Annotated in this window: 13 protein-coding genes; 7 read left to right on the top strand and 6 right to left on the bottom strand. The window is 41.9% G+C overall.

Translation table 11 applies throughout. The annotated features are described in order from the left end of the window. Positions 1-14 precede the first annotated feature (14 nt). Positions 15-6,335 (top strand): alpha-2-macroglobulin family protein, encoded by a 6,321-nt coding sequence (locus tag BUC20_RS16285; protein WP_159441117.1) that lies wholly within the window; start codon positions 15-17, stop codon positions 6,333-6,335. A gap of 112 nt (positions 6,336-6,447) precedes the next feature. Here the strand turns inward: BUC20_RS16285 and BUC20_RS16280 are convergent, their stop codons facing one another. After that, positions 6,448-7,551, bottom strand: coding sequence for a DNA alkylation repair protein (locus BUC20_RS16280; RefSeq protein ID WP_073232146.1), 1,104 nt, complete (start codon positions 7,549-7,551; stop codon positions 6,448-6,450). 18 nt (positions 7,552-7,569) lie between these two features. Next, a complete protein-coding gene (locus tag BUC20_RS16275; RefSeq protein WP_073232145.1) occupies positions 7,570-8,418 on the bottom strand; it encodes an AraC family transcriptional regulator in 849 nt (282 codons plus the stop codon). 139 nt (positions 8,419-8,557) lie between these two features. Here BUC20_RS16275 and BUC20_RS16270 point away from each other — a divergent pair, with 139 nt between their 5' ends. Beyond that, entirely contained in the window at positions 8,558-9,559 is a 1,002-nt protein-coding gene (locus tag BUC20_RS16270; RefSeq protein ID WP_073232144.1) for a zinc-binding dehydrogenase, read from the top strand. A gap of 85 nt (positions 9,560-9,644) precedes the next feature. Further along, on the top strand, positions 9,645-10,133 hold the full coding sequence (locus BUC20_RS16265) for a cupin domain-containing protein (protein ID WP_234994532.1): 489 nt from the start codon (positions 9,645-9,647) through the stop codon (positions 10,131-10,133). A 65-nt stretch (positions 10,134-10,198) separates the two neighbouring features. On the opposite strand, the gene BUC20_RS16260 is transcribed toward BUC20_RS16265, so the two are convergent. Next, positions 10,199-11,020, bottom strand: coding sequence for an SMP-30/gluconolactonase/LRE family protein (locus BUC20_RS16260; RefSeq protein WP_073232700.1), 822 nt, complete (start codon positions 11,018-11,020; stop codon positions 10,199-10,201). Between the two features lie 247 nt (positions 11,021-11,267). On the opposite strand from BUC20_RS16260, the gene BUC20_RS16255 reads away from it, so the two are divergent. The 3 genes from BUC20_RS16255 to BUC20_RS16245 are packed head-to-tail and all read left to right on the top strand — an operon-like array spanning position 11,268 to position 14,194. Beyond that, positions 11,268-12,413: a glycoside hydrolase family 88/105 protein gene (locus BUC20_RS16255; protein WP_073232143.1), complete on the top strand. Its 1,146-nt coding sequence runs from the start codon at positions 11,268-11,270 to the stop codon at positions 12,411-12,413. Positions 12,414-12,448: 35 nt separating this feature from the next. Further along, positions 12,449-13,741: a PQQ-dependent sugar dehydrogenase gene (locus BUC20_RS16250; RefSeq protein WP_073232142.1), complete on the top strand. Its 1,293-nt coding sequence runs from the start codon at positions 12,449-12,451 to the stop codon at positions 13,739-13,741. A 3-nt stretch (positions 13,742-13,744) separates the two neighbouring features. Continuing rightward, positions 13,745-14,194, top strand: a complete 450-nt coding sequence (locus BUC20_RS16245; protein ID WP_234994531.1) for a c-type cytochrome — start codon at positions 13,745-13,747, stop codon at positions 14,192-14,194. A gap of 9 nt (positions 14,195-14,203) precedes the next feature. On the opposite strand, the gene BUC20_RS16240 is transcribed toward BUC20_RS16245, so the two are convergent. The 3 genes from BUC20_RS16240 to BUC20_RS16230 all read right to left on the bottom strand — a co-directional run bounded on the left by BUC20_RS16240 (position 14,204) and on the right by BUC20_RS16230 (position 15,995). After that, the gene (locus BUC20_RS16240) at positions 14,204-14,899 is read right to left on the bottom strand and encodes a type 1 glutamine amidotransferase (protein WP_073232141.1); all 696 of its coding nucleotides are present in this window, start codon (positions 14,897-14,899) and stop codon (positions 14,204-14,206) included. 35 nt (positions 14,900-14,934) lie between these two features. Then, positions 14,935-15,666 (bottom strand): YggS family pyridoxal phosphate-dependent enzyme, encoded by a 732-nt coding sequence (locus BUC20_RS16235; protein WP_073232140.1) that lies wholly within the window; start codon positions 15,664-15,666, stop codon positions 14,935-14,937. 95 nt (positions 15,667-15,761) lie between these two features. Next, on the bottom strand, positions 15,762-15,995 hold the full coding sequence (locus tag BUC20_RS16230; protein ID WP_073232698.1) for a thioredoxin family protein: 234 nt from the start codon (positions 15,993-15,995) through the stop codon (positions 15,762-15,764). A gap of 424 nt (positions 15,996-16,419) precedes the next feature. Between BUC20_RS16230 and eboC the strand changes: the two genes are divergently transcribed. Continuing rightward, positions 16,420-17,313, top strand: a complete 894-nt coding sequence (eboC, locus tag BUC20_RS16225; protein WP_234994530.1) for a UbiA-like protein EboC — start codon at positions 16,420-16,422, stop codon at positions 17,311-17,313. The last annotated feature ends 17 nt before the right edge of the window (positions 17,314-17,330 follow it).

The raw sequence follows: 17,330 nt of genomic DNA, 5'->3' as shown, positions 1-17,330 counted from the left end.
TAAAATACCGACCTATGAAACTCACGTTACGTATCTCTTTTTTACTCATTAGCTTTGTTATGATTTCACAAAGTGTCTTTTCCCAGAAACACAATTACTATATGGAAGAATTCAAAAAAATAGATTCTTTAGCCAACATGGCTCAGGCAAAAAAAGCTTTACCCATCCTGGAAAAACTGAACAATCAGGCCAGAACGGAAGGCAATTCTGCCATGCTGGTAAAATCTGTTCTTTACCGCATGTTGTTCCAGAGCTATCTTGAAGAAGATGCTTTTGCCGGAATTTTAAAAGACCTCAAAAACGACATCAAGCGGGCAAATCAACCTGAAAAAAGTGTGCTGCAGTCTCTTCTTGCAGAAATGTACTGGAAGTACTATGAGCAGAACAGCTACCGTATTGCCGAACGAACCACATTGGAAGTAAACCCTGGTGATGACCTGACCACCTGGTCTATCCGGGCCATTACGAATGAAACGGCAAAAACTTTTCTCAGCTCGCTTTCCGAAGCCAGTCTGCTAAAAAACATAAAGGTTGGGGTTTTGAACGATATCCTCATCGGAGATAGCACCAACCGCTATCTGAGACCCAGCCTGTATGACCTGCTGGCCCATCGCGCAGTAGATGTTTTCATGAATCCACTGATCGACATCACGAACACAGATATGGATGGGATTAACTTTGATGACCCCATCTGGTTTGCTGATCACAAGGTTTTTGCTGCAACAAAAATCCCTCAGACAGACAGCAGTTATTTCTCTGCAGAGGCCTTAAAAGTGTTTCAGCATTTGCTCGGGCTTCATGATCCGCAGAAAAGCATTTCCGCATTTACCGATATAGAACTTAAGAGATTCAGGTTCATTTATGAAAGAAGTATAGATGAACATAAAGACAGCCTATATTTTTCAGCACTGGAATCTTTAGGGAAAATTGCAGAAAGCAGTCCATTATATGCAGATGTTTTATTTCAACAGGCTCAGATCTGCAAAAGTGAAGGAATTAAAGACAACAAGAATAAGGGCATGATCAAGGCGGTTGCTCTGGCCGAAAAAGCAATTAAAGCTTACCCGGAGAGTCCGGGTGCAAAAAATGCAACCGATCTGATCAACAGTATAAAGACAGAAAGCATCAGCATTGAGCTGAAGCAATTCAACCTCCCTGAACGTCCGATTCAATTTTTAATCAGCCATAAAAACTTTGATACCGCTTATTTCAATCTTTATAAAGTCCCTTCCGGCAAAATAGAACCTGATATAGATTTCAACAATATCGAAGAATATCAGGCTTTCCTTAAAAAACACAAACCCACTAAAACCTGGTCTGTTGCTTTACCCCAGATAAAGGATTACCAGATGCACAGTCTATCGGCCAGGATGGAGGCACTTCCTGCAGGCAGCTATTTACTGATCGCTCAAAATACTCCAGATGCTACAAAGGAAACCTATAACAGTAACCACATTCAGTTTAAAGTGACCAACCTTACGGTTAGCACCAGAACATTGGCACAGGATTCCGTAGAATATATTGTTTCCAACAGTTTAGATGGAAAACGCATCAGGGATGCAGTGCTGCGGGAGAAAAAAATCAGCTACAAAAACGGGAAATCCGTAACCACTGATGGCCTTTTGTTCAAAACAGACGACAAAGGCAGTCTCATTTATAAGATTGCCACTGATGTCCGAAAACTGATGATCAGCTATAAAGGAGATTCCCTCCTGCTGGATGTGCCCAACACCTACTATTACAATTACAACAAAGATAATGAAGAGCAAGTGGTTCTTTTCAGCGACCGCCCTATTTACCGGCCAGGACAAAGCCTGTTTTACAAAGGTCTTTTCCTCAGTAAAAAAGACACCAAAAGTAGCATTGTAGCAGGAAAGAAGCTTGAAGTGACCTTCAAAGATGCAAATGGCAAGGAGCTGGAGAAAGTTTCAGTACTCACAAATGATTACGGCACCTTCCAGGGTTCATTTAATATCCCAATGGGAAAAATGAATGGCAGAATGGAACTGAGTACCATTTACGGAAACCTTGAGATTCAGGTGGAAGAATATAAACGTCCTACATTCGAAGTCGAATTTGATAAATCTAAGGAGAAGTACAAACTCAATGACAGTATCCTGGTTAAAGGAAAGGCTACTACCTTTTCAGGTTATGCGGTAGGCAAGGCGAAAGTAAAGTATACTGTTTACAGAGCAAGTATAAGACCCGATTACTATTATGACAGAAGAGATCACGCACAGGAACAGATCGCGATTGGAAAGACGGAAACGAATGCAGATGGCAGTTTCCGGTTCAGCTTCTTTGCCAGTACTGGTCAGCAAGCCAGTGAACAATATAATTATCTGATCAAGGCTGAGGTGACAGACATTAATGGAGAAACCAGGACGGGGACTAAACAGATCAATGCAGGAAAGAAGGACCTGATGCTCAATGTGGAACTTCCGGAACAACTCTTTTTAACAGAAAAAATAGACAGCATCCCCTTTCAGATCACCAATCTGAACGGAGAGCCCATAAAAGCAAAGTTACAGACAGAATGGTTTGTACTTCAACCTCCGGGAAGATTGCCCAACAAGACTCCTTTCTCCGGTGTCCCGGAAAAATATACCCTCTCTAAAGCTGAATTTATCAAAGCCTTTCCGAATGAGGCGTATGCAGGTGATGATGATCCTTTAAACTGGGAAAAACAAAAGATCGGTTTCCAGCAAAACATCAGTACAGAACAAGGAACCGGAAACCTGACACTGAATGTCAAACAACTGCTTCCCGGCTATTACAAAGTAAAAATCAGTGCCGTTAATGAAGACAAGGAGCAGATTGATGTGGATAAAGTGATCCGCATTTACCACCCTGAAGGCAGCAAGATCCAGGCAGAGCGGGAATGGCTCGTCGTAGAAAAAAACAAGATCTTACCCAATGAAAGTGCTGTTTTCAGATTAGCAGGTACTAATGCTTCCGGAAAAGCATATTACGAGGTTTACTCCAAAAACAAAATTGTGGATAAAGTGTGGATAAACATTTCCGACCAGCAAAGCATAGTCAAAATCAGCCCTAAAGCAGGTTTTGAGGATAATTTTGCCGTTCAGTTTACCCTCATACAAAATGGATTTGTGTATAACGCCCTGCAGGAAGTCAGCATGATCGACCCTGCAAAAGAGCTGGACATTAAGTTCCTCACGTTTAGAGACAAGCTGCAGCCGGGTGAAAAGGAGAGCTGGAAACTACGGATCAGCAGCAAAACCGGGGAGAAACAAATGGCAGAACTGGCCGCCACGCTTTATGATGCTTCGCTTGAGGGTTTGAAAACAATGAATTGGGAAATCCCCTCTCTCAGCACTTACAGCTATAACCGCTATTCCTGGGCAACAGAACAAAACTACCTGAGACACGGAAATAACCTTTGGTTCTTAAACGGCAATAATGAACATTTTTCTGAGCAGTTCCGGCAATATGAAAGTCTCAATCTTTTTGGATATAACTTTTATGGCGGCGGATATAATCCTGGTTATAATGAGTATTTAGACAAGCTTAAAGCACGCGAAATCGTAGAACAAGCAACTAAAAAGCTCGCAACATTGAAAAAAGGAAGCCTTGTATATGGAATAGCTACCAACAGCAATGGTTTTGCACTACCAGGAGTAAGTGTGAGGGTAGGAAAAGTAACAACAGTTACTGACGTTTATGGCATTTACGCCATCAATGCAGCTGCAGGCCAGCAAATACAATTCAAATACATAGGGTACAAAACACTTAGTACAACAGTCGGTAAGCTAAAAAGACTGGATATCAGCTTAAAGGATGACGAAATACATTTAAATGAGAGGATTGTTGCCGCAGGTGCCAGCAGAGACAGAAAGATGATGACTGAGTCGATGAAGATGGCCCCAATGCCTATGGCAGCAGTAGTGGTGAAGGATGAGGAAATAAAGGCAGATGATGCCGCCATCGCTTATAATGTGGCATCGGGAAAAGAGAAACCAACTACCAGCCTTGAAAAAGTAGTACCAAGAACAAATTTCAAGGAGACTGCCTTCTTTTATCCACAATTACACACCGATAAAAATGGAGAGATTCAGATAGATTTTACCATTCCACAATCTTTAACCCGTTACAAAATGCTGGGCTTCGCACACACCAAAGATCTGAAAACAGCCAATACCAGTCGCGAGTTAATTACACAGAAACAACTGGCCATCAGCGCAAATGCTCCTCGTTTCTTCCGTGAGGGAGACACCCTGTTGTTTACCGCAAAGCTGAACAACCTCAGCGGAAAAACATTAAAAGGAGAAGCCATTCTGGAATTGAGGGATGCAGTTACTAACAATGTTATCCACATTTTATCCACAGACACCAAAGGAACACAAAACTTTGAAATCGCTGATAAAGGAAATGAGGTGTTCAAATGGTCATTGCAAATCCCTTCGGGCATTGCTGCAATCACATACAAAGTCCTGGCACAATCCGGCAGGTATAGTGATGGAGAAGAAATGACCGTTCCGGTACTTCCTAATGCCATGCTGGTCACAGAAACAATGCCATTGAATGTGCGTGGAAACTCCGGTAAGACTTTTAATATGGAGAAATTGTTGCAATCCGGAGCATCTTCAACACTAAAAAATCAACGTTTAACCTTGGAGTTTACCTCTAACCCGGTATGGTATGCCATACAGGCACTTCCATATTTAATAGAATACCCTTATGAGTGTGCGGAGCAAACTTTCAGCCGCTTTTATGCAAACAGCTTTGCTACCGGAGTCATCAACAGTTCTCCGAAAATAAAACAGATTTTCGCCCGCTGGCAGCAGGAAAAAGATGGAGCAGCCTTATTGTCCAATCTGGAGAAAAACCCGGAGTTGAAATCTATACTTCTGGAAGAAACGCCTTGGGTCAGAGAGGCGAACGGAGAAACAGAACGTAAAAAAAGACTGGCCATCCTGTTTGACCTGAACCGCATGTCTTACGAGCTGAAAAGTAACTTTGAGAAGCTGGAGAAAATGCAAAACCAGAATGGTTCATTCCCCTGGTTTAGCGGCATGTCGGAAGACCGTTACATTACCCAGCACATTGTCCTGGGTATGGGACAGTTGAAACATCTGAAAATGGTGGATGAAAAGGCTTTCCCAGGTTTCCAGAAAATGCTGAACAAAGCCATCGTGTACCTGGACAAGCAATTAAAAGATGATTTCAAGAAAGAACTCTCAGGAAAAGGCATTGGCCATCTCCCACTCCATTACCTTTACGCAAGGAGTTATACCGATCAAAAGAATACTGATCCGGATTTTAAAAAGGCAACAACCTATTACCTGGACAAAGTGAAAAACAGCTGGAAAACCATGGATGCCTACGAACGCGGACAGGCAGCATTGGTATTGGCCAGAAACGGAAATAAACCGGAAGCCCTTAACATCATCCGCTTCTTAAAAGAAAGTGCCAGACAAAATGAGGAAATGGGTATGTATTGGGACAACAACATCCATGGCTGGTGGTGGTACCAAAGTCCGATTGAAACGCAAGCCTTACTGATCGAGGTTTTTGATGAAGTAGCCAATGATGTCAGATCTGTTGAAGAAATGAAAGTATGGTTGCTGAAAAACAAACAGACCAACGACTGGAAGACGACAAAAGCGACCGCAGCAGCCTGCTATGCCTTACTCCTTCGTGGAACGAGTATATTGGAAGAGGCTGCAGCACCTGAACTCTCTATAGGAGGTCAGACACCAGCTCAGCTGGGATTAGCAGAAACAGAGAAAGAATCAGGAACAGGTTATCAGAAAATGAGCATTTCAGGAGCTGATGTTAAACCGGAAATGGGGAAAATTGAAGTTAAAAATAACAACAAAACCATTGCCTGGGGTGGGGTGTACTGGCAATATTTTGAACAGCTGGATAAGATTACTCCTGCAGAAACAGGAATTAAAATTAAAAAAGACCTGTTTTTGCAAAAGTCTTCTGCCAAGGGAGAAGTACTCACCCAACTTAGCCCATCTAATGTACTGACTCCGGGCGACCTGCTAAAGGTGAGGATAGAAATCCGTGCAGACAGAGATATGGAATATGTTCATTTAAAGGACATGCGCTCCTCAGGTTTTGAGCCGGTAAATGTCATTTCCACATATAAATACCAGGATGGATTAGGGTATTATGAAAGCACCAAAGATGCTTCCACCAATTTCTTTATCAGTTACCTTAGAAAAGGGGTGTACGTATTTGAATATGCTTTAAGGGTGAGTCATGCGGGGAACTTCTCCAATGGGATTACCACTTTACAATCCATGTATGCCCCGGAATTCAGTACCCATTCTGCAGGGGTACGGGTTACCGTGAAGCCTCAATAAACAATCACCCGGTGATGGTCTGAAATTCAGGCAATCACCGGGTGATATATCTATCCTGACCCCAATAGCTTAGTCAACGTTTTTATAGGTCGTTTTTACACTTTATACCGGCTTATACACTCAGCTCAAAGTCCAGAACCTCCTTTTCTTCTCCGTTCACAATCACCGATAATTGTTGTATTCCCGGATAAAATTTTCTGGTGGTAATGAGCTTAAAACTTTGCTTACGTGAAACCTTTACCTTCTCATTTGCCTGATAGATTTTCTCACTGATCTTAAATACCTTTTTAGATAAAGTTCCATTTTGTCTCCTGTAATACAACCCATACTCCAACCTGATGGTTTGCTCTTTTTGCTCCTGATTATGGAGGTAATAAGAAAAATGTAGTTCCCCGCCAATCGGAGTTACGGGGGTTGAAATCTCAAATCCGCTGATGTGAATGTCCTTACTTTCCAGACCATAATGTTTTAAGATCTCAGGATGCCCCTGTTTCAGCAAGGTTCTGCAACCATGTTTGATGATGGCGTCAGTTTCTTTATGTATGCCTTTCCAGCGTTTAGCAAGGTCAATAACCACCTCAGGGTTGTCCTTGGCAATGTCATTGATGTGGTTGGCCACACTCCTTCTCACCCATTCGGAAGGATCATTTTTAAGATTTTCCAAAAGTGGTAAAACCGGGGCAGGATTTTTTTTAAGCTCAGGCAACGCCATGGCCCAGGGCAATCTTGGCCTTGTTCCTTCGCTCGATAAGCGCCTCACTTTGTAATTGTCATGAAGGGACCATGCAGTCATCTGTTCCAGCATCCGATCTCCATATTTAAGGATAAAAGGCCTTACTGAAAATTCACAACTCACAAACTGGGTAACGAACTCAATTGCCCTCACAGAGTTTTCATAATCCTCCATTCCATAAGTTTCTATGTAATCCGGCAGAAACATAAATGCCAGTCCGTCTTCTCCGGTTTTATTTTTCCGGAGCCCGGTAATGATTTCAAACAACAGGTCTACTGTCTTGCCGTAGTCCTCAGGAAGAAATGGATGCAATACCTGTGCAGTATGTTTCATTCTTGCTTTTAGTTCTTTATGCTCAAAATCATGATCGAAGATCTGCGCGATAAATTTCTTTTTATCAAAAGAAGGAAGGGTTTGAAGGAGGGTATCAGACAGCCTGTCGTAAAAGGCTGGCGAATATATATCTTTAAGCAGGCTACTCATAATTGGTCTTTAAGGGGGTTAAGCTGCGGTTACTTTATTTCTGATTTCACGCATTCCGCGGTGGTAATACTTTTTCATCATCTTATTCAAATGACTGCTGTCTGTAAATCCCAGTTCATTTGCGATTTCTTTGAAGGAATTAGAGGTCAGTGACGCCCTGGCTTCTGCGATTTTCAGCTTCGACCTGAGGATATAATCCCGAAAACTTTCATTGGCATTTCTTTTAAAATACTCACTGAAATAGGTTTCAGAGATATGAAAGCGGGAAGAAATTCCTTCTACGCTCACCTTTTCCTGATCCAGCAGATTAAAATGTATAAAGTGGAGCATGTTTACAAACCGTTTATCGGAAAAGGATTGTCCATCAAGCAATTGTTTCTCAATATTTCTGGAAATGATCACCAAAATAGAAACCAACAGGTTTTGCACGAGAAATACGGAACAACTGTTGTCACTATAATGTTCTGAGACAATGAGATTCAATAAAGATTTCACATGTTCTTTATCCGTAGGATTGCCAATCAGGCCAGCCTCTCCCTGGTCATAATTCCCAATAATAAAATTAAGCCGGTTAAACCAATCACTATAATTCACAGAACTGGATTGATGATAGGTAGAAAAATAAGTACTCGTAAAACGAACGAAAAGAAAACGTGTTTTCTTTGTGATCCGGTAACCATTGCAGCTGGCAGAAGGCAACAAGAAAATTTCTCCGGTAGTATAGGGATGAACACTCCGATTTACATACTGCTCTCCTTCTCCATCCAATATATACACCAGTTCAAAGAAATTGCTTACCCTGTTCCGCTTTTCCCAGCTATCGTGCGATACAATACTCACAGAGAAGTTTTCGTGGTTAATTTCCATGCTGCAAGATAAGACACAAACCTGGTTAAAAAGCAAACATCCAATCTATTTACTGCTTTTTCCTGTTGCCATACCTATCGGTAGGGTAGAATAACCACAACTTTGCAACCAGCTACTCAACAACAACTTACACACAAAAATGAAAGCAGCAGTTTTAAATCAGCATACATTCACACAACACATTGAGGAAGTACAGATACCAGAAATTTTACCTCATCATGTTTTAATTAAAATTAAGGCGGCCAGTATCAACCACCATGAACTCTGGTCAATTAAAGAGCAGAGTAAACGAAGCCCCGCTTCGATCATTATGGGATCTGATGGTGCCGGAGAAGTGGTCGCACCTGGCCTCCACAGCAATCCGCATTTAATGGGACAGGAAGTCATCATTAACCCTTCTTTAGACTGGGGAAATGATCCCCGTACATTCGGAAAAACCTATCATATCCTGGGTTTCCCGCAACATGGCACTTTTGCAGAATACCTGGCTATTCACGAGCGGTATGTCGTTAAAAAACCTCCTCATCTCAGCTTGGAAGAAGCTGCTGCCATCCCTCTTGCAGGCCTTACTGCTTACCGTGCTTTATTTACAAAAGGGCAACTCAAAAAAGGCGACAAAGTGCTCATTACCGGAATTGGTGGTGGTGCAGCCCTCCTTGCTTTAGCTTTTGCTGTTCATGCCGGAGCGGAGGTCTATGTAAGCTCAGGAAATGAAGAAAAGTTAAATGAAGCCCTAAAGGCGGGTGCCAAAGGGGGTGCCAACTATAAAACCGAAGGATGGGCAGAAAAATTAATGAAAACATCAGGTGGCTTTGACCTGATTATAGACAGCGCTTCCGGTCCGGGCTTTTCCGAACTGATTTATCTGGCCAACCCTGGCGGAACAATTGTTCTGTATGGAAGAACAGCGGGTATGCTTCCGGTACTCGATCCGCAGCAGATATTTTTAAAACAGCTTTCTATCCTGGGAACCAGCATGGGAACTGAACAAGAATTTGAAGCCATGGTAAACTTTGTTTCTCTTCATCAGATTAAACCTGTTATTGACTCTTCTTATCCATTGGCAGAAATTCAGCATGCTTTTAAGAAGATGAAATCAGGAGATCAGTTTGGAAAGATCATCATCAATATGCCAGCGTAACATCAATTGAATATTAGGAACATTAAAACCTGATAAAACGATCGAAAAAAATCAATAAATAACACAAAAAAACAATTAAATACTCATGAAAATGACCGCAATTCCAAGGAGAATAGTAACAGGCTACAAAGACGGCATTTCTGTAATTGTGGAAGATAAAAAGGTAACCAACGTTTCAGAACATATTCCCGGATTAGTCATCTCAGACATCTGGGCAACGAACACCATGCCCGTAGACCTGAATCAGGACATCTATGTAGAAAACACCCTGATTCCGGATCCCCCAAAAAACGGCACTTATTTCAGATACGTGAGCATCCCTCCAGATAAAGAAATGGGTATTCCAGAAATCACAAAGGAGAATGGTCCGCATCCGTTTATGCATAAAACAGAGACCCTAGACTATATCATTATCCTATCCGGTGAGGTTTATTTAATCCTCGAAGGGGAAGAAACCCTGCTAAAAACCGGGGACATTGTGATTCAAAAGGCAACGAACCATGCCTGGAGCAACAGATCTGAGCAACCTTGTATCCAGCTGGCCATTTTAATCGACGCCAGACAAAATTATTGATGCCACACAAAGTTAAAGCACAATGAAATACGGCTTAAAATAAATCTTTAGCTGATGCTGAAGGTTTATTTTAACTGATAAGCCATTACTGTCTTTTTATAAAAAGTAGGGATATAAACGATCTTTTTCACCGGATCATAGCCGATATCAGCTGTATTCTTCTTTTCCAAATGGGTATCCAGCAACAAGTCGATTTTCCCGTCAGCATGCACGTAATATACATATCCTCCCCAGCTGGAGCAGAGAAAATCGCCATTTCCGATTGGTTCCAACCCGTCTCCCCCATTGGGCAATTCGGCTATTTTGGTGATCTTTTTCCCGGCATCAGCTTTCAAAAAACTCTTGCCGCCAAGGATATATAAGTCTTCGCCAATTGCTTTTAAACCATTAACCCCGTTGATGCTGTCCAGGTATAAGCTGGGTACATCATTTTCAATTTTATAAATTCTTTTTGTTCTGGAATCAGAGACATAAACGATGCCTTTGTCGCTCGCTGTGATGTCATTCAGGAATTTGGTGTTTTCTATGGGAATCTTACGAAGCACCTTCCCTTTGGCAATGTCAATCACCACCACATCAGTCAGGTCGGCAGCATACATCAGGTTACCGGATATGGCCAATCCCTTTGGAGAATTTAATCCTGAAATCCAGTTGAGGTCAATCACTTTCCCATTCGGTTTGATCTTTCCGATTCCCCCGATCCCGTCTTTATCGTTTGGATTATTTCCCATTACAGACACATACAGCACTTTCGCTTTTAAATCTGGTAAAACAGATTCCGGAAGGTTTATTACACTATCCGTTTCCCAAAGTTTCAGCAAGCTATGCTGTGCTTTCAATTGTAAGGACAAGGTGATGATGAACATCAGAGAGAGACATTTTTTCATGAGCATACTGTTATTGATTTATCCTGAATACCAGCGCAATTGAATAAATATTGAATTCAAATTACTGTTCCAATTTAGCCAATTAGTAAACCAAATTAACAAGAATAGCTGATAATCCTGTTAAACCAGCAAATTAAGGAAGTTCCATGCCTTTCGTGATTTTCCAAAAATCAAATAAAAGTTACCTTTAAATACCTGAACAGGTAAACATCCCCATAGATGTTGATCACCAGACAGCCAAATTCTCATGAATAAAAATCTTTTTTTAGGCATCACCAGTCTCCTGTCTTTTTCCCTTTTTTGTGGAACAAGCCTTTCATATGGACAATCCCCATCTGCAGATTTAAAAACCTGGCCAAAAGGCACTTCTCCGAAAGAGATCGGGACCAGGGTAGCTGATCATTTTGTGGTGACCCCACATACTAACTTTGGAAAGCCCACTCCGCCAAAAGTCATCACCTATCCTGAATCATGTGCCTGGTATGGGGCATTGACTTTTGCCAAAGCCAGTGGCAATAAAAAATTAACACAACGTCTTGCAGAACGGTTTGAACCTTTATTTGGAGAAGAATCAAAGATGATCCCCATTCCTGATCACGTGGATTACTGTGTTTTTGGCTCAGTTCCCTTAGAACTATACTTGCAGACAAAAGATAAAAAATACCTGGAACTGGGAATTTCCATCGCAGATAAGCAATGGGGACCGCCAGAAGGACCACGCGTAAAAGAAGAATCACACGAATTCTATAAACAAGGATATACCTGGCAAACCAGGTTATGGATTGACGACATGTATATGATCACCGCATTACAGGCACAGGCATTCCGTGCTACCGGAAATCAGAAATACATCGACCAGGCGGCAAAAGAAATGGTTTTCTATTTAGATCAGCTTCAAAAACCCAATGGCTTGTTTTATCATGCTCCTGATGTACCTTTCTACTGGGGAAGAGGAGATGGATGGATGGCAGCAGGAATGGCAGAATTGCTGAGTTCCATGCCAAAAAGCAATCCAAACAGAGAAAGGATCATGAAAGGCTATACCGATATGATGGCCTCCTTACTGAAATACCAGGGAAAGAATGGCATGTGGAACCAATTGATCGATGATCCTGAGGCATGGCCGGAAACCTCAGCAACAGGAATGTTCACCTTCGCCATGATTACCGGAGTTAAAAACGGATGGCTGGATAAAGAGACTTATGGAAAAGCAGCCAGAAACGGATGGCTTGGGCTGGTATCTTATATCAACGAAAACGCAGAGGTTACCAATGTTTGTGAAGGTACAAACAAGAAAAATGACCGCCAGTATTACCTGGACAGGAAACAAAACACAGGTGACCTCCATGGACAAGCGCCAATATTATGGTGCGCAACGGCTTTACTGCGTTAACAGCAGACAGAATTTATAAAATGACACGTATCATTATGAAAACAAGATTGATCATTCCGCTACTTATAGCCGGAGTTTTCTGCTCCTTATATGCCTTTAAAAACAATCCTTCGGCCAGATGGATGAACTTACCCACAACCGATGCGAATAACGCGGGTTTAAAACTTCCTTCAGGATTTGGCGCTTTGGTGGTAGCAGACAGCATCGGAAAAGCCAGGCACATCGTCGTAACGAAGGAAGGAAATCTGTATGTAAAACTGGCAAAACCGGTTAAAGAAAAAGGCATCATTTACCTGAAAGATAAAGATGGTAATGGCCGTATGGATGAGCAGACTGGCTTCGGCAATTACGGTGGAACAGGCCTGTATTTAAAAGATAATGTACTATACGCCTCTTCTAATGATGAGGTGTTTAGCTATAAACTCAACGAAAGTAATGAGGTCCTCGATCAGAATAACCCATCAAAACTGATCACCAAGCTAAAAAAAGGGAGACAGCATGACACCAAATCCATCGTTTTAGACAATTCAGGAAACATTTATGTGAACATCGGGGCCTATTCCAACTCTTGTCAGGAGAAAGACCGTACACCTGGTTCACCGGGAATGAAGGGCTGTCCGATATTAGATTCTGCCGGAGGAATATGGCAGTTCAAAGCCGACAAGCTTAACCAAAGCTACGGTGATGGTATTCGTTATGCCACAGGTATAAGAAATGTAGTTGGACTGGACTGGAATCAACAAAGTAATAGCTTGTTTGTGATGCAGCATGGCCGTGATCAGCTAAATGGGTTGTGGCCGGATCTGTATGATGAAAAGCAATCTGCCCTGCTTCCAGCCGAATGCTTGTACATGCTAAAAAAAGGAGACAATGCGGGCTGGCCTTATGTCTATTATGACCAGTATCAAAAGAAAAATATTCAGGCACCGGAATATGGAGGTGATGGTAAAAAAGAGGGTAGCAAGGAGTATATTAATCCTGCGCTCGCTTTCCCGGGCCACCTTGCTCCCAACGGATTGTTATTTTACACGGGGAATCAGTTTCCGGAAAAATACAGGAATGGTGCTTTTATAGCCTTCCATGGTTCATGGAACAGAACTCCGGAAAAACAAGAAGGTTTTTATGTGGTCTTTGCCCCATTTAAAGATGGCCAGCCTACCGGAGAATGGGAGATCTTTGCAGACGGCTTTGCCGGAACAGACAACGTAATGTCGCCCAGAGATGCAAAACATCGCCCTTGCGGATTGGCACAAGGACCTGATGGCTCTCTTTATGTAACTGATGATGTGAAAGGTACCGTATACCGGATTTTATATACGGGAAAATAAAAAATGATGAAGAAGCTCCTGTTTACCGCCTTATTGGCCGTTCCTTTAACCTTACTTGTACAAACTGCCGCTCAGGCTCAAATTCAAAAGAAAACCGCAGCCAAGGCAACGGCTCAAAGAGATCAGTTGCTGGAGGGAAAAAAGGTTTATTCGAAATTCTGCGCCTCCTGTCATCAATTAGATGGCGGAGGCGTACCTAACTTAAATCCTCCTTTAAGCAAAACCATATACGTACTTGGCGATAAAAGCAGGTTAATAAAAATTATCCTCAACGGCTCTAATGAAAGTCTGGAAATTGATGGAGAGACCTATTCAAATCCTATGCCTCAGCTCGATATCCTTAAAGATGAGGAAATTGCAGATGTACTGACCTATGTGAGAAATAGTTTCGGCAATAAAGCAGGGGCCATTACTGCCTCAGAGGTAAAAGCGCAACGTACAAAGAAAAAATAAGCGTTTGCTTTAAAGCATAAACTTATTCAATATCGATTCCAGAAGCTCATGGTTATGCCGGAAATGGGATTGTTCTGCCAGCATCAGGGCTTCCTCCTGAATAAAGGCTTTCGGAATAAGTTCCGGACGACCTTCTCCGACCATGTTTTTTAGCGTATCCGGGGTAACTTCCAAATGAAACTGTAAAGCCAGTACATGGTCCTGGTATAAAAAAGCCTGGTTACAATTGGCTGCTGAAGTCAATAAATCGGCTGCTCCGTAGGGGATTTCAAATTGATCACCATGCCAGTGAAATACCGTTGGCTCATTCTTAAACAGGGATTCAAACCAGGGGATTCTTTTTGCAGAAGAGGTAGGGTAAACCGGATACCAGCCAATTTCCTTATTTCTTGCTGTATTTACAAATGCGCCAAGGCAAAGGGCGATCAGCTGCGCCCCAAGACAAATTCCCATCACTTTTTTCCCTGCAGTTATCGCATCTTCAATAAAGACCTTTTCTGCATGGAGCCAGGGATAACGGTGGTCATCGTATACTCCCATTGGCCCTCCCATCACCACCAGCACATCAATATCATCAAGATTTGGAATGGATGGGTTTTCTTCATAAAAATGGGTTGCTGTAACCTGGAATCCCCTTGCCTGTAACCAGGTTTCAATATATCCCAGTCCTTCAAAAGGTACATGCTGAAAATAATGTACGTTCATATTAGTTTTGCGTTCTTATTAATTTTTAGTGCTCATTAGTTTTTAGTTTCGTTCCAATAATAACTATCGGGATATATTCTCGGACCAAATATAGCCGTGCCTATACGAATAATGGTTGCCCCTTCTTCAATTGCAGTTTCCAGATCTCCGCTCATTCCCATAGACAATTCTTTCATTTCTACTCCCGGGATTCCTTCCTGTCTGATCTGATCGCTCAGTTTTTTTAACAGCTGAAAGGAAGGTCTTACTTTTTCTGCATCTGCATCGAACAGTCCAATCGTCATGAGCCCTTTAATTCTTAAGGTATCAAATTTCGCAGCCTCCCCGACAAAGGCTACAGCATTTTCCGGGGCCAGTCCAAATTTACTGTCTTCATAAGATGTATTAACCTGTATCAATATATCTAGACATCTGCCTTCCGCTTGTAAACGTTTATCCAATTGTTGTACAAGCTCCATTCTATCAACGGATTGGATGCAACTTACATATTTAAGCACCTCTTTGATTTTGTTACTTTGCAGGTGTCCGATAAAATGAGCCTGATGAGGGACATCAAGCAGACCGGTATGTTTTTCTTTCAGTTCCTGTACTTTGTTTTCTGCAATGAGTGTCTCTCCCAGGAGCAAGGCTTGTTTGATCTTTTCTGCGGGAACTGTTTTTGTAGCCAGTAAAAGTTGTACTTCTGCAAGATCTCTTCCGGCTTTCAGACATGCATGAGCGATTCGCTGATGAATAATACTGAGGTTGTTTTTGATGATTTCATTCATATCTGGTCCTCCTTTTTCTTTTGATAATTTAATAAAAAAAGCTCAGGTGACAGAAGCTGAACTTCTCCACCTGAAGCCTTTCCTAAGGGAGGGAATTATCCTTTTACATCTGCCATAGATGCACCAAAGTTAAGGTGCAACACATTACCGCTTGCAGTAAGTAGTGCCGGTACAGATTTTACACCTGCTTTTTCTGCTTCTTCAATCCGGTTTCTGGTTTCACCAAGGTGAACAACTTCTACTTTGTCTTCGCCAATAAGGGCTATAATTTCCTGCTCCGCACTTAAACATACAGGGCATCCCGCGTGATAAAAAATTGATTTTGCCATTTTAATAAGTTTTAAATTGTTCATTTAAATAATTAACGCAAAGTTTGTAAATCCTGATCCGGTATAAATCATCCAGTTTTGAACAAAACTGATGGTCCAGATGTAAACGTATTTTGTCCGATATGTGTTCGAACTGAGTCCACCCTGAGTCCACAGTGAGTCCACGGTGAGTCCACGTTTTACCGGGATAACCTAGACTCATGATGTACGGAATCTTTAGCTGATATGAATTCAGTGCGAACGAAGCCCGGAGGATGGTCCAGTTCAACACAAATAATACGCAAAAAAAGGCTGGCTAAAGCTTTAAATAGTATTTTTTATATGTTTATTTGCAATTAAATACCAACCTAAACCTATTTTGAATTGTTATACTGCGAGACCTGCATTTTTTCATCAACGAAATCTGCTTTAAACTTGTAATTATTTGAAGAACCAACTCGCCTATATTAAGATCATGCGCCCGGCAAATCTGGTGACATCGGTTGCCGATGTTCTTGCCGGTGTGGCCATTTCAGGCTATTTTTTAATTGCAGAATTTAAACCCGAACATTTATTACCAATTCTGTTGCTGTGTATCTCAACCATGGGCTTGTATAGCGGAGGAGTCATCTTTAACGATGTATTTGATGCAGAAAGAGACAAGAAAGATCGTCCTGACCGTCCCATTCCAAGCGGAAGTATTACCAAAAAAGATGCGGCGGTATTTGGAGGAATTTGCTTTACTGTAGGAATTATGGCCGCAGCCATGGTAAACCTAACCTCTTTAGCAATTGCCTGCCTGATCATGATTGCCGCTTTAACCTACGACAAATATTCCAAACACATGACCATCACCGGTCCGATCAATATGGGACTCTGCAGAGGAATGAATCTGCTGTTGGGAGTAAGCATTTTTTCCTGGTATCCGGAAATCTGGTGGCTGGTGATTGCCATCATCCCTATTCTATACATCGCCTCCCTCACCATCATCAACAAAAGAAAAGGAAATGAAAAAAGTAAAGCGACACTATATCTTGCCGCCTTCCTTTATGCCTTTGTCATTGCCTGCATCCTCTTTATTGCACATAGCAAAGGTTTTTTCCTGCTGACCATCCTGTTTGTGATTCCTTTCTACCTGATGATCTTCAATCCTTTATTTAAAACGCTTGATGATCCTATAGGAAAGAACATCAGCAAATCGGTAAAAGCAGGTGTCATCGCATTGATCTTATTGAATGCCGCATGGGCCAGTGCCTTTGGGGTCTGGTACATTGCACTGATCATTGTATCCTTGCTCCCATTATCGCTGTGGCTCAACAAAACCTTCACTGTTAATTAACAGACACTGACTTATAG

Source organism: Pedobacter caeni, from assembly GCF_900129215.1.
Lineage (GTDB): Bacteria > Bacteroidota > Bacteroidia > Sphingobacteriales > Sphingobacteriaceae > Pedobacter > Pedobacter caeni.
The sequence above is the reverse complement of the archived record's forward strand: the minus strand, read 5'-3'. Positions and strand labels throughout refer to the sequence as shown.